Genomic DNA, 14,709 nt, shown 5'->3' on the forward strand with positions numbered 1-14,709 from the left:
CAAAAAACACGTTTGGCCAGAATGGTCGACGTGTTTTTCTGTGTGGTGGATTGGCTATTTTGGATGGATGATAGTAAACTAGACACACCAAAATATAGAACAGGCAGGTGGATTCTGCATGGAGATGAAAATCGGGGAACACTCAGTATTATGTCGTAAATATAAACCGGAAGATTTCAACCAGATCCAGAACTTGAATGCAAGTGAAGGGTGGGGAAATTTAGTAGAAGATCGGGAAGCTGCAAAACAGGGATGGGAGGGTTCGCAAGTGACTTATGTACTGGAAGACAAGGAGAAAGTGGTCGGATATCTCAGAGGTTTGACGGATTCAGCAATCACATTGTACATTTGTGAATTGTTGATTTCTAAGCCATACCGCGGGAGAGGTCTTGGTAAAAAGTTGCTGGCCCACATCCACGATATTTATCCGGAGACAAGGATGGAAATGCTGGCCACAAGCAGCTCAAAGGAGTTTTATGAAAAGAATGGTTTCCGGGCGTTTTATGGATTTAGAAAAAAGATAGAGGAATAATACTATAAAGCATTTGAAAAGGGAAGGTGACAGCAATGAGGTTGAGTGTATTGGACCAATCCCCCGTTTCGCGAGGAGAATCACCGGCACGAGCATTACAACATACAATCAGGCTTGCCCAGGAAACAGAAAGTCTCGGATATACCAGGTACTGGGTTGCAGAACACCATAGTACCAGCGGGTTGGCTAGCACTTCGCCGGAAGTATTGATCGGCCAAATTGCCGCAAAAACCGATACAATCAGAGTAGGGTCTGGAGGAGTCCTCTTACCCCAATATAGTCCGCTTCATGTAGCCGAAAACTTTAAGACGTTGGAGGCTTTTTATCCTGGCAGGATCGATATTGGTCTGGGAAGGTCCCCGGGAGGTAATCAAACAACAAGATTGGCACTTACCGACGGACAGCAAAAAAGTCTTAGTTCCTTTCCAAGGCAAACTTCGGATTTATTGGGTTTTCTACATAACTCGCTGCCAGCAGAACATCCGTATAAAACTGTCAAAGCTGGTCCGCGCATCGATAGTGCACCGGATATGTGGATATTGGGTCTTTCAGAGCGGGGGGCAAAAAACGCCGCCAACCTTGGGGTTGGTTTTACGTACGGCCACTTTATCAATCCCGAAAACGGCAAATCTGCCATCAAAACATACCGGGAACGATTTAAGTCATCGACATGGCAACATGAGCCAAACGTAAATGTCTGTGTATTCGTTGTTTGCGCCGACACCGAAAGCAAGGCGGAAGAATTGGCGATCAGCCAGGACGCATGGCTATTGAATGTAGGGAAAGGAAGGGATACAAAGGTTCCTTCAATCGAGGAAGTGAAAAATAAGTCTTTTTCAAAGGAAGACCAAGAAACAATAAGAAAAAACCGAAAACGGGCGGTTATCGGGGACCAACAACAGGTAAAGCGCCAGCTGGAGAAGTTGGCAGATGAGTATCAAACAGATGAGCTGATGATCATTACCAACATCCATGATTTTCAAGCCAAACTTCATTCTTACAAACTGTTGGCAGATGCCTTTTCATTGATAGGTTGATTAGAACGTGATTCAGTAAATCATAATCATATTATGTAAACTATTAGAGGAGAAAGGAATAATAGGCAATAATATGGCCACCGAAAAAATGAATCTCATCAACGTTGAATCACAAATTGTTTTGGTTACGGTTTGATACAAGCTTCTATGGCGAAGAAACTTGTTTTCGTTTTAAACGATAAAGTAACACCCTGTCATATATATTAATGAAAGGCCACACCGGTTAAAAAGAACGGTGCGGCCCTTCAAACTTTATCGCTATGGTCCAACTGGCATCTTATAAATGATCATGCCCTTCTGGTTAGAAGTTTTCAAAATATAAGCTTTCTTCATCTTTTAGCTTTGCGAAAAAGACGGTATCAAGACCAGTGATTTTCGATGAATTCGTCTCTTCCGGATTTAGCCCTGTCTTCCTGGTAGTATTTTTTATTTTTCTTATAGAAGTCCTGATGATAAGTTTCTGCACGATAAAAGGTGCTGGCAGGAAGGATCTCTGTAACAACTGGCTGCTGAAACCGGCCACTGTCGATAATCGCTTGTTTCGATTGTTCTGCCAATTGCTTTTGCTTTTCATCATGGTAGAAGATGGCGGCACGGTACTGGCTGCCCCTGTCATGGAACTGTCCTCCATCATCTGTCGGGTCAACCTGTGGCCAGTAAATATCCAGCAGTCGCTGGTAAGGAAAAATATCCGGGTCAAAGCTTATTTGAACCACTTCATAATGGCCGGTCTCGCCTGTTTTCACTTGTTCGTAGGTAGGATTTGTGACATGTCCCCCCATATATCCTGAAACTACTTGATGGATGCCCTCGAATTGGTCGAATGGTTTGACCATGCACCAAAAGCAACCACCTGCAAATGTAGCCAAAGCTGTTTGTTTAGTCATGTTCTGCCACCCTCTGTCTGCTGAATTGTAAAATTAACTATATCACAGAGAAATGAAATCTATCAATTTTGTTGTTTTTTAACCAACCTTTCTACAGGATGAGTTTTGTGTGTTAAAATATAGAATGATAAGCTTCATTTCACTGTAAATAAGGGAGTAAATGATATGGATAAACAGCATAATGTTTTATTAGTCGATGGAATGGCATTGTTATTCAGAGGTTTTTATGCCACTTCCTTCACAGGCAATTTCATGGTTAACAGCAAAGGGATACCGACGAACGGTATTTTTGGTTTTTTAAAATATTTCTTGGATGCCATTGCCACTTTTCAGCCAAGTCATGTCATCTGCTGCTGGGACATGGGGAGTAAAACTTTCCGCAATGAGCTTTACGCCCCATACAAAGCCAACCGAGGAGAGCCGCCAGTAGAGCTGATACCCCAATTCGATTTGATTAAAGAAGTAATGGAGGCTTTTGATGTTCCGAATGTCGGCACTAAAGGGTTTGAAGCTGATGATTGTATCGGTACACTCGCACGGCAGTATGGCAAGGAACATCAAGTCACCATCTTGACCGGAGACCAGGATATCCTCCAGTTGGTGGATGATCAAGTTTCCGTGGCTATCATGAAAAAGGGACAAGGTAATTACGCAGTATATAAAAAGGATACGTTTTATCAGACAAAAGGAATTTCCCCTTATCAAGTGATTGAGATGAAGGCCTTGATGGGGGATACATCAGACAATTATCCAGGAGTGAAAGGGATAGGTGAAAAAACAGCCTTGAAATTGTTGGCGGAATTTGGTTCTATTGAAGACATTCTTGCCAATCTGGAAAAACTTTCGAACGGTATCCGAAAAAAAATAGAAGAAAATTTGGACATGCTTCATTTATCCAGAAAGCTGGCGGAGATTCACTGTGAGGTACCAATTGAATGTGCACTGGAAGATGCAATCTGGAAAGTGAACACAGAATTGATTCAACATAAATTTGCAGAGCTGGAGCTCCGTGGTTTTTCCAAAATGGTTAATCAAGTCGGATAGATCAGATTCCAACCGATTGTGTGAGGGATAGGAGGGCAAACAATGTTGATCGGTAATCATGAAGTCTACGGCAAAGTGATCGATACAGCCACTAGATGTGAACACTATCACTCGGAGCTTGATATCATTGCGATCAAATTTGCCTGTTGCCATGCGTATTATCCCTGTTATCGTTGCCATCAGGAAACAGCCGGACATGACGCTAAGGTATGGGCCAAAGAGGAGAACAAGAAGAAAGCTGTGTTATGCGGAAGTTGTCACAAAGAATTGACGATTGAAGCTTATAGAGCAGCCGATACTTGTCCTTATTGTCTTGCTGCTTTTAATCCTGGCTGTCATCTGCACCATCATTATTATTTTGGATAAATCGACAATACTTCTGCCAAGCTAAAGGTGGAGGTGTTTCCCAATGGCAAAAGAAAGAAAACGAGGCAGAGGGCAAGCAGCACCCAGTGTCACCCCTCAAGGTCTGACGGAAGATACTGCAGATCAAAGGCCGCATTCTGATTTGGAAGCAAAAGCGAAAAAAAGCAATACAAAAAGATAGAGCCCTATAGGGCTCTATCTTTCTGTGACTATTCACACGCATAATATAGAAGAAAGTATATGAATCAAAAGGGATGTAAAACAAACCTGCAAAAGCAAAAAAACGGATGATGGTTCGATACCAGGAGCATCATCCGTTTTTTGCCTCTTCTTTTATCATGTGCTTTGTTTGAACATGAAATACTGTGACTTAGCCAGCAAAGGATGCGGAACTTCATCTTGTTCCCTGCGGGAGAGGGAATCTGTTTCAAAAGCTTTCGGCTATCTTCGCTGCAAAGTTGTTCGCTATCCCCGGTCACAGACAGTCTATTCGTGTTTTTTACCTTTTTCAAGGCTTGAACAGATTTACTGAAATTGCTCCAACACAGAAAAGAAGTCCTGAACAAACTGGTAAAAAACTTTTTCCGAAGGAGCGAGATTTCTTGTTGCTGGTTTGATGATTCCGACAGTACGACGCAAATGTGGTGTATCAATCGTTATTTTTTTCGTGAATCTTGGGGTGGATTCGGAAAAAACACTTTCCGGAAGGAGGGTGACCCCGATTCCGGCCGATACCAGCCCTTTAATTGCGTCCAAATCCTCGCCTTCTGAAGAAATTCTTGGCGTGAAGCCCGCCTGACGGCATCCGTCCATCGCTATTTTCCTCAAAATGAACCCTTCAGGGAATAGTACAAATTCTTCGTTCCTCATATCTCTTAAATGCAAGCTCTGCCTCTCGGCCAAACGATGGGAAGCAGGCACAAGGGCCGAAATGTCTTCAGAAAAAAGAATTCGTCCATCTATTTCCGGATCGTTCGTTAACACAGGCCCCAAAAAGGCTAAATCCAATTCGCGTTTCTTCACAGCATCAACCAGATAATTATAAGAGCCTTGTCTCAGCTGGAATGCGATATTGGGGTACTTCTTCTTGAATTCCGAAATCACGGCTGGCAACAAGTGGCTGGCCAAGCTGGTCGGAAATCCGATTTTGATCGTCCCCCTCTCTGGGTCAAGGTGTTCATCGATTTGTTTTTTTGCATGATCGATTGCTTTCATTGCTGTCTTGGCGTGTGTCAAAAAAACCTTGCCGATTTGAGTCAATTTTACATTTCGTCCTTCACGTTCGAACAAAGATACTCCCAGTTCCGACTCCAGATTGGCGATTTGGCGGCTGATGGCTGACTGGGCAACATGCAGGTGTACAGCAGCTTCTGATACGTGTTCTCTTTCTGCGACTTCCATAAAATAACGTAATTGTCGTAGTTCCACAGGCTCACCTTTTTTCATTAATCTCGAAATGAGATAGTTTTAATCTATATTATATATTGTTTGGATGAATAAGAAAACCTACAATAGAAATAAGACACCTTAATTGGAATAGAGTAAACGGGGGCGTATATTATGACTTTTAATCAGATGCCTGAAGCACAAGGCTTATACAATCCTGCATTTGAACGTGATGCATGTGGAATCGGATTATATGCTCATATCAAGGGATTAGCGACACATGAAATTGTAAAAAAAGGATTGCAAATGCTTTGCCAGCTTGACCATCGCGGCGGTCAGGGGAGCGACCCGATGACTGGTGACGGTGCTGGGTTGATGGTTCAAGTGCCGGATGCTTACTTCCGTAAGGTATGTACGGATATCCAGCTGCCAGAGACTGGGAAATATGGCGTAGGCATGGTCTTTTTTTCTAAAAATTCACATGAACAGGAGCAAGTGGAAGGTTATGTGAACCACATTATCGAACAAGAAGGGCAGAAGCTGCTCGGCTGGCGTGATGTACCTGTAAATGTCAGAAATATCGGAATAAAAGCACAAGAAACTTGTCCGGTGATCAGACAGGTATTCATTGGAGCCGCAGATGACTTAGTAGATAATCTGGCGTTCGAACGAAAACTTTACGTCATCCGGAAACAAGCGGAAAACTGGGCCCGAGAACAGGAGTATCGATTCTACTTTGCCAGTTTATCCAGCAGGACGATTGTCTACAAAGGTTTGTTAACACCTGAACAAGTGGATGAGTTTTATTTAGATTTACAAGATGATTCGTTTGTGTCTGCCTTTTCATTAGTCCATTCACGTTTTAGTACAAATACATTTCCGACTTGGGAAAGAGCACACCCCAATAGATATTTGATCCACAATGGAGAAATCAACACAATGCGCGGAAACGCGAATTGGATGAAAGCCCGCGAGAAACAATTCGCTTCTGAAGCATTCGGCGAAGATTTACAGAAAGTCATGCCGATTCTCAATGCCGAAGGAAGCGATTCCGCTGTTTTGGACAATGCTCTGGAATTTTTCACCCTGGCAGGTAGAAAACCGGCCCATGCAGCGATGATGCTCATTCCCGAACCCTGGAAAAACAATCCGCATATTTCGGATGAAAAACGGGCGTTTTATGAATACCACAGCACCTTGATGGAACAATGGGATGGTCCGACTTCGATCACCTTTACAGATGGTAAGCAGATCGGAGCAATCCTTGATCGAAATGGTCTGCGACCTGCCCGCTACTATGTGACGAAGGATGATTACATCATTTATTCTTCGGAGGTAGGGGTCATCGATGTCGAGGAAGAAAATGTATTATACAAAGACCGGCTGAGCCCGGGTAAAATGCTGTTATTGGACTTGGAAGAAGGGAGGATCATCTCTGATGAAGAAATCAAGTCAGAGATGGCTCAAGAGAAACCTTATCAGGAATGGTTGGATAATCAACTTGTAAAAGTATCCAATCAAGTCGAACAAACAACGACTGATCCGGAAGCCGATTTATTCATCCGTCAGAAAGCGTTCGGCTATACGTATGAGGATGTCTATAAATACCTCGTGCCAGTTGTGAAAGAAGGAAAGGATCCGATTGGTTCGATGGGTAGTGATATGCCATTGGCTGTACTGTCCGACAGACCGCAGTCTTTGTTCAATTATTTCAAGCAATTGTTTGCCCAAGTAACCAATCCTCCAATCGATGCCTATCGGGAACAAATCGTGACATCGACCATGACATTCCTGGGTCCGGAAGGGAATATTTTGCATCCTGACCAAAGCAGTTGCCGTCGGATTCAATTGGAAACACCGGTGCTGTCCAATTATCAGCTGCAGGAATTCTCGGAAAATAAATATGAAGGTTTCAGAAGCAGAGTGATTCCTTCCCTCTTCGAAGATAATTTGGAGGAAGGATTGCAAAATCTTTTCCAAAAAGCAGAAAAGGCAATAGCAGAAGGGATCAACCTGATTATTTTGTCAGATAGAGAAATGTCAGTACGAAATACAGCGATACCGGCACTACTTGCCGTTAGTGCCTTGCACCAATATCTGGTGAGACAAGGCAACAGGACAAAAGTGAGTATATTGATAGAGACCGGGGAAACTCGCGAGGTCCATCACTTTGCAGCATTGATCGGTTATGGCGCCGATGCGATCAACCCGTACCTTGTTTACGAAACATTCAAGCAGGTGATTGCTGAAGGGAATCTGGAGTTAAGCTACCAGGAAACAGTGGAAAAGTACATCGCAGGTGTAACGGAAGGCGTAGTCAAAGTGATGTCAAAAATGGGAATTTCCACTGTGCAAAGTTATCGTGGAGCGCAGATTTTCGAGGCTGTCGGGATTAGTAAACAAGTTATCGATGAGCATTTCACCGGAACAGCTTCCCAAATCGATGGTGTTGGACTGGGTACGATTGGTTCAGAAGCAAAAATGCGGCATGATGATGCCTTTGCTGAAACCATTGACGAAACATTGGATTCCGGAAGTGATTTTCAGTGGAGAAAAGGCGGCGAACATCACGCATTTAATCCCAAAACCATCCATACGCTGCAGTGGGCGTGCAGGCGAGGGGATTATAATTTGTTCAAGGAGTACTCCAGAGCCGCCGATGGAGAGAGACTGAACTTTTTAAGGAATTTGTTCACCTTTAAATCGGACAATAGGGCGATCCCTATCGAGGAAGTCGAATCTGTCGAGGCGATTGTCAAAAGGTTTAAGACAGGTGCCATGTCTTTTGGTTCTTTAAGTCAAGAAGCACACGAGTCACTGGCTATTGCGATGAACCGTTTAGGCGGAAAAAGCAACAGCGGGGAGGGCGGAGAAGACCCCCGGCGATTCACCCCGGATGAAAACGGAGATCTTCGCAAGAGTGCAATCAAGCAAATTGCTTCAGGTCGTTTTGGCGTAAAAAGCCATTATTTGGTGAATGCAGAAGAACTGCAAATCAAAATGGCCCAAGGAGCAAAACCGGGAGAAGGCGGCCAGCTTCCGGGAAACAAGGTTTATCCTTGGGTTGCAGATGTCCGTGGGTCTACACCAGGAGTTGGGTTGATTTCACCTCCACCACATCACGACATCTATTCAATTGAGGATTTGGCTCAACTCATCCACGATTTAAAAAATGCCAATCGGCAAGCAAGGATCAGTGTCAAATTAGTCGCCAAAGCCGGGGTGGGCACCATTGCCGCAGGTGTGGCCAAGGGTGCTGCAGATGTCATATCCGTCGTTGGATATGACGGCGGAACGGGCGCCTCTCCTAAAACAAGCATAAAACACACCGGGCTGCCTTGGGAGCTTGGACTGGCAGAGGCCCATCAAACCTTGATGCTCAATGGACTTAGAGATCGTGTAGTATTGGAAACCGATGGCAAGTTGATGACAGGAAGGGATGTCGTCATGGCTTCCCTGCTAGGTGCTGAAGAGTTTGGTTTCGCTACGGCTCCTCTTGTCGTATTGGGGTGCGTTATGATGCGTGCTTGCCATCTGGACACTTGTCCTGTAGGTGTTGCTACTCAAAACCCCGAACTGCGGAAAAAATTCATGGGCGATCCTGACCATATTGTGAACTATATGCGATTTGTCGCAGAGGAAGTACGCGAAATTATGGCGGAATTAGGTTTTCGTTCTATCGATGAAATGGTCGGAAGGACCGAAGTTTTAGAAATAAGTGAACGTGCGAATCAGCATTGGAAGGCAAGAGATCTTGATTTGTCGCGACTCATCCACCCGGTTGAAGGGGTAAGGACTGCCCAGACTGCTCAGAATCATAAATTGGAACAATCATTGGACATGACTAAAATCTTGCCAACTGTCCAACCAGCAATAGAGCGTCAGGAAAGGGTGGATGTCTCCTTCCCGATTCGCAACATCAACCGTGTTGCAGGTACAATTACCGGAAGCGAGATTTCGAAACGGTACGGAGAAAAAGGCTTGCCAGAGGACACGATTACATTGAGATTTACCGGCTCGGCCGGTCAAAGCTTCGGAGCTTTTATACCGAAAGGGATGTCCATGCTATTGACTGGCGATGCTAATGACTATGTCGGAAAAGGGTTGTCTGGTGGCAAGATCGTTGTTACAGCCCCGAAAGAATCGACAGTCTTTGCCGACAGCAATGTCATTGCCGGCAATGTGGCTTTTTATGGAGCAACGTCCGGGGAAGCCTATATCAACGGTCTCGCAGGCGAACGATTTGCAGTGCGCAACAGCGGTGCAAAAGTGGTAGTCGAAGGAATCGGAGACCACGGATGCGAATACATGACAGGCGGACGTGTCGTCGTTCTCGGGGAAGTCGGAAAGAACTTCGGAGCAGGTATGTCAGGTGGTATCGCCTATGTTTATACAGAAGACAAAGAGCGATTCGAGTACTTGACGAATAAAGAAATGATCGAATTCGACCACCTTTCTCGTTACGAAGAAATCGCAGAAGTGAAAGAGATGGTGGAAAACCATCACCATTATACTTCCAGCAGCAAAGCGGCTGCCATTCTGGCTGACTGGGATCATGCAGTCGATAAGTTTGTCAAAGTCATACCGAAAGATTACAAACAAACGTTGGAACATATCGAAGGGTTGAAAGCTTCCGGATTATCGGAAGAAGCTGCAAAAATGGAAGCATTCAATGCCAAAAAAGGCAAAAAGGTCATACCTGCACAGAAGAACAAAAAGCAAGTGGTCGTACACTAAGAAAGGAGATTAGAATATGGGAAAAGCAACTGGTTTTATCGAAATTAAGCGGGAAGAAGCAGCTGAACGTGATCCGAAAATACGCTTAAACGATTGGAAAGAATATTCTGCTCCTTTCTCGGATGAAGTAATGAGCAGACAAGGAGCGCGCTGTATGGATTGCGGAACTCCTTTCTGCCATATCGGCACTGAAATCAACGGGGCTACCTCTGGTTGTCCTGTCTACAATTTGATACCTGAATGGAATGATTTGGTTTACCGCGGAAAATGGAAAGAGGCTCTGGAACGACTGGAAAAAACGAATAATTTCCCGGAGTTCACTGGACGGGTGTGCCCTGCTCCTTGTGAAGGCTCCTGTACCGTGGCTATCTCTGATCCAGCTGTCACGATTAAAAACATCGAAAAGGCAATCATCGACAAAGGATTTGAAAATGGTTGGATCACTCCCCGCATTCCAGAGAAGCGGAATGGTAAAAAGATCGCAATAGTAGGTTCAGGACCGGCTGGAATGGCGAGCGCCGATCAACTAAACCAGGCAGGCCATACTGTTACGGTGTATGAAAAGGCTGATAGAGCAGGCGGGCTCCTGACGTATGGCATTCCTAACATGAAGCTCGAGAAAGAGGTAGTAGAACGAAGGATTGAATTGTTAAGGCAAGAAGGAATAGACTTTGTTACCAATACCGAAATTGGCAAGGATATCACGGCTGATGAACTGAATGCCCAATATGATGCAGTCATCGTCTGTACAGGTGCTCAGAAGCAGCGTGACTTGCCATTACAAGGAAGAGAAGCTGAAGGGGTACACTTTGCGATGGACTATTTGACGGCTTCCACAAAGAGGCTGCTCGGTACAGAATTGGAAGATGGAGAATGGATTGATGCAGAAGGAAAAGATGTCATTGTGATTGGTGGAGGTGATACAGGAGCTGATTGTATCGCCACCGCATTAAGGCAAAATTGCAATAGTATTGTGCAATTTGGCAAGCATCCGCAACTTCCTTTGGCTAGGACAGAAGATAATGCGTGGCCGGAATTTCCAAAGGTTTTCAGCGTGGATTACGCCCACAAAGAAGCAGAAGCGAAATTCGGTGAAGATCCTCGACAATATTCCATTCAAACGAAGAAATTCGTCAAGGACGAGAATGGCAATTTGAAGGAATTGCATACGATTCAAATGAAGAAAGTGACCGATGAGACCGGCATGTTTGTCTACGAAGAAATTCCTGGAACAGAAAAAGTATGGCCAGCTCAGCTTGTACTGATTGCAATCGGATTTGAAGGGCCGGAACAATCAGTGATACAGCAGTTTGGCATTGATACGGATAATCGGAAAGTCAAAGCTGCTTATGGTGACTTTTCAACGAATGTGGAAGGTGTTTTTGCTGCCGGAGATGCACGCAGAGGACAAAGCTTAATCGTTTGGGCAATCAATGAAGGCCGTGAAGTGGCCCGGCAGGTTGATCGCTTTTTGATGGGAGCTTCCTCGCTTCCAACTGTAGCAGCTATGTAAAATGGCACAACATTGAATCAAGGCCTTGTCTCCTGCTGTGGAGCAAGGTCTTTTCTTACATAGATGACGCTTATAAAGGATCCAGCAAGAAAGCGCTTGATTAAAAAAAGAATTGATTTCGGTTGTTTTTCCCATCCATTTCGTACTAAAATGTTTTTTACAAACTATTTTGAAAAAGGTTCTTTTTGAATAGGTTGTTAAAGTCGGCTGAAATGATCTGCGACCAGAACAAGATAGCTTTTCTCTCTTTTTTCTTTTGCAAGTGAGCGTAAAAAAATGACAATTGGTTATCACACATATAGTCGCATTTTTTCTCAAGATGGCAACAATACAAACCGAACAAAAATTGCCTTGAACAATAACTACATACAAGCGGGGAGTCTTGAACATGGAAAAAATTAAAATTACTAAATCTGAAACAAGCAAATCAAAACCAACGACTGATCAGTTGGAGTTTGGAAGAATTTTCACAGATCACATGTTTATCATGGATTACTCTGCAGATAAAGGGTGGCATGAGCCGAGGATCATTCCTTATCAGCCTCTTACATTGGATCCGGCATCTATCATTTTCCATTATGGCCAGACGGTATTCGAAGGGTTGAAGGCCTATTTGACTCCTGAAGGTAAGGTGAAACTGTTTCGCCCGGGGAAAAATATGCAGCGTTTGAACCGTTCGAACGATCGAATGTGCATGCCCGCCATTGATGAAACGTTAGCCTTGGAGGCGATCACTACGTTAGTCTCGTTGGATAAAGAGTGGGTGCCTTCGGCTGAAGGTACATCCTTGTATATCAGACCGTTTGTCATTGCTACAGAACCATATTTAGGAGTGGCTCCGTCGAAAAATTATCAATTTATCATCATACTTTCTCCTGTAGGTGCTTATTACAAGGAAGGAATCAACCCAGTAAAAATCGCCGTAGAAAATACATTCGTCCGGGCAGTGGCCGGAGGAACGGGAGAAGCAAAAACGGCAGGGAATTATGCTTCGAGTTTGAAAGCACAGGAAATGGTAGCAGATAAAGGCTTTGCTCAAGTTCTGTGGCTCGATGGAGTCGAAAAGAAATACATTGAAGAAGTCGGCAGCATGAATGTCTTCTTCAAGATTGACGGGGAATTGATCACGCCTGCTTTGAACGGCAGCATACTGGAAGGTGTCACTAGAAGTTCGGTCATCGATTTGTTGAAGCATTGGGACTATCCCGTAAATGAACGGCGAGTTTCGATGGAAGAAGTCTTTGAGGCTGCAAAACACGGTAAACTGGAGGAGGCCTTCGGGTCAGGTACTGCCGCCGTCATTTCTCCAATAGGTGAACTATCTTGGAACGGAGAAAGCATTGAAGTAAACGGGGGAGCAACAGGCCCTGTTGCCAGAAAGCTTTATACCACATTGACTGGGATACAGACTGGAAAACAGCCAGATCCGTTTAATTGGACGATAGATATCGATTAACGCTAAAATGCCTTTATAAAGGTTGAAAGGAAATATAGACAAGGAAGAAGGACAACAATGAAATTAAGCATATTGGACCAAGCGCCTGTATTCCCCGGCCATACAGCAAATGAAGCTTTACAGGCTGCCGGTGAGCTTGCGAAGCTGGCGGACCAATGGGGATATAGCCGTTATTGGATGGCAGAGCACCATGATATGAAAAACATTGCTTGTTCTGCCCCGGAATCGATGCTGGGATTTCTGGGAGCTGTCACGAACAAAATACGGGTTGGCTGCGGGGCTGTTCTGCTTCCTCACTACCAGCCATACAAGGTAGCGGAAAACTACAATCTGCTTGCCTCTTTATTTCCGGGAAGAGTAGACATTGGCATCGGCCGTGCACCTGGTGGATCTACGGAGGCATCTATCGCTCTTTCTGGAAATTTTTTAGAAAATGTCAAAAAGATGCCAGAAAAAATTGTTGAACTGCTGCACTTTTTACGGGATGATTTTCCTGAAAATGCTTTTTATGCCGGAACGAAAGCAACCCCTGTTCCAGAAAAACCTCCGGTACCGTGGATGCTTGGAACAAGCATAAAAAGCGCCGAATTGGCAGGCAGGAACGGTACAGGGTATGTCTTTGGTCAATTCATGAGCGATAACGATGGACAGGCAGCCGTCAGACAATATTTGAATCATTTTGAACCGGGACCCGAATTCAGCTATCCATATGCCATCGTTACCGTGAATGCACTTTGCGCAAAAACTCAGGAAAAGGCGGAAGAGATCGCCTACTCTGTCTTGCAAAATAAAGTGATTGCAGAAAAACAGCTGGTAAACAAGAAAGCTGCTTTGGAAATCGAAGACGAGCAGAGGATAAAAAAAGAGTTGAAGAAAATCATAGCTGGAACGCCGGAAATGGTAAAAGATAAACTGAAAGAAGTTCAATCGTCTTTTCAAGCAGATGAAATCATGGTGGTCACTTATGCTAGTAACTATCAACAGCGATTAGATTCCTACCGGCTCTTGTATGAAAATATATTGAAAATTGACGGATAACGATTGAAACAAGAAGATACTCGGACAAAAGCATTGTGGCCGAAACAAAAACCGAACGAGTTTGAGGCCACTGAAGAACTGACAGTCTATGTAAAGTATAAGTATAAAAAACGGTCTGTGTAGAATTTAACTTCCATACAGACCGTTTTTTGTCTAATTCAAGAGGTTTGCACCGTCTATTCCTTCATTAGTTTAACTATTTGCTTCACATTAGCTGTGAAAATGACTTCGACAAGACGTTCCGAATAATCCAGCTCGGCTTCAAGCGTAACTTCGGTTTGTTTCTCAGAAACTTTTTCTTCATGGATTCATCGATAGAATAAATCATTTTACGGACGTTCTTGGAACGGTTACGCTTGAGGGGATGTTTGATTGTATCGAGCCTTGGTATGCGTCGTATCAAGGATGAGAGACTTCGATTGAATCACGCCTTTCTCAAGAGCAACCTCTTTTATGTATTCCTTTCATTGTACAAGAAAAAAGAGTGATTTTCTTTTTCGTTTACCCTCTGTTGATTCCGCGATGAGCGTTCGGTGGTGGCGCCGTGCCCGCGGCAAGCATCCACCGATAAGCGATTCATGAGAATCAACAAAAAACTTTAAAATCTCTTCTAGATTAGAAAGGATTTTTTCAGTGGCTTGTTCGGATTTTGGTTAAAAAAGCCAATGATTCTACCCTTCTCTAACGAATTGTGCAAGGCTCCACTCGTGTGA

At 44.1% G+C, this 14,709-nt stretch carries 11 protein-coding genes; 9 read left to right on the plus strand and 2 right to left on the minus strand.

Annotated features, from left to right (window positions below; translation table 11 throughout):
- The first annotated feature begins 118 nt into the window (after positions 1–118).
- Together F6X55_RS07860 and F6X55_RS07865 are read left to right on the plus strand one after the other, a co-directional pair.
- The gene (locus tag F6X55_RS07860) at positions 119–532 is read left to right on the plus strand and encodes a GNAT family N-acetyltransferase (protein WP_237648617.1); all 414 of its coding nucleotides are present in this window, start codon (positions 119–121) and stop codon (positions 530–532) included.
- Positions 533–567: 35 nt separating this feature from the next.
- Positions 568–1,569, plus strand: a complete 1,002-nt coding sequence (locus tag F6X55_RS07865; protein WP_153462635.1) for an LLM class flavin-dependent oxidoreductase — start codon at positions 568–570, stop codon at positions 1,567–1,569.
- A gap of 359 nt (positions 1,570–1,928) precedes the next feature.
- Here the strand turns inward: F6X55_RS07865 and msrA are convergent, their stop codons facing one another.
- Positions 1,929–2,456 carry a peptide-methionine (S)-S-oxide reductase MsrA gene (msrA, locus tag F6X55_RS07870; protein WP_026570225.1) on the minus strand — a complete coding sequence of 176 codons (528 nt, stop codon included), beginning with the start codon at positions 2,454–2,456 and terminating at the stop codon, positions 1,929–1,931.
- 165 nt (positions 2,457–2,621) lie between these two features.
- On the opposite strand from msrA, the gene F6X55_RS07875 reads away from it, so the two are divergent.
- The 3 genes from F6X55_RS07875 to sspL are packed head-to-tail and all read left to right on the plus strand — an operon-like array spanning position 2,622 to position 4,047.
- Positions 2,622–3,500 carry a 5'-3' exonuclease gene (locus F6X55_RS07875; protein WP_026771296.1) on the plus strand — a complete coding sequence of 293 codons (879 nt, stop codon included), beginning with the start codon at positions 2,622–2,624 and terminating at the stop codon, positions 3,498–3,500.
- A 42-nt stretch (positions 3,501–3,542) separates the two neighbouring features.
- Positions 3,543–3,866 (plus strand): CHY zinc finger protein, encoded by a 324-nt coding sequence (locus F6X55_RS07880; protein WP_026570224.1) that lies wholly within the window; start codon positions 3,543–3,545, stop codon positions 3,864–3,866.
- A 43-nt stretch (positions 3,867–3,909) separates the two neighbouring features.
- A complete protein-coding gene (gene sspL, locus F6X55_RS07885) occupies positions 3,910–4,047 on the plus strand; it encodes a small, acid-soluble spore protein L (protein ID WP_081704512.1) in 138 nt (45 codons plus the stop codon).
- A gap of 344 nt (positions 4,048–4,391) precedes the next feature.
- Here the strand turns inward: sspL and F6X55_RS07890 are convergent, their stop codons facing one another.
- On the minus strand, positions 4,392–5,294 hold the full coding sequence (locus F6X55_RS07890) for a glutamate biosynthesis transcriptional regulator GltC (protein ID WP_026570223.1): 903 nt from the start codon (positions 5,292–5,294) through the stop codon (positions 4,392–4,394).
- 132 nt (positions 5,295–5,426) lie between these two features.
- Between F6X55_RS07890 and gltB the strand changes: the two genes are divergently transcribed.
- From gltB to F6X55_RS07910, 4 genes are all read left to right on the plus strand, one after another.
- Positions 5,427–9,989 (plus strand): glutamate synthase large subunit, encoded by a 4,563-nt coding sequence (gene gltB / locus F6X55_RS07895; RefSeq protein ID WP_153462637.1) that lies wholly within the window; start codon positions 5,427–5,429, stop codon positions 9,987–9,989.
- A 16-nt stretch (positions 9,990–10,005) separates the two neighbouring features.
- Entirely contained in the window at positions 10,006–11,502 is a 1,497-nt protein-coding gene (locus F6X55_RS07900; protein ID WP_153462639.1) for a glutamate synthase subunit beta, read from the plus strand.
- Between the two features lie 388 nt (positions 11,503–11,890).
- Positions 11,891–12,958 (plus strand): branched-chain amino acid aminotransferase, encoded by a 1,068-nt coding sequence (locus tag F6X55_RS07905; RefSeq protein ID WP_026570220.1) that lies wholly within the window; start codon positions 11,891–11,893, stop codon positions 12,956–12,958.
- Between the two features lie 57 nt (positions 12,959–13,015).
- A complete protein-coding gene (locus F6X55_RS07910) occupies positions 13,016–13,996 on the plus strand; it encodes an LLM class flavin-dependent oxidoreductase (protein ID WP_153462641.1) in 981 nt (326 codons plus the stop codon).
- Positions 13,997–14,709: the final 713 nt, after the last annotated feature.

The organism is Sediminibacillus terrae, assembly GCF_009602435.1.
Taxonomy (GTDB): Bacteria; Bacillota; Bacilli; order Bacillales; family Amphibacillaceae; genus Sediminibacillus; species Sediminibacillus terrae.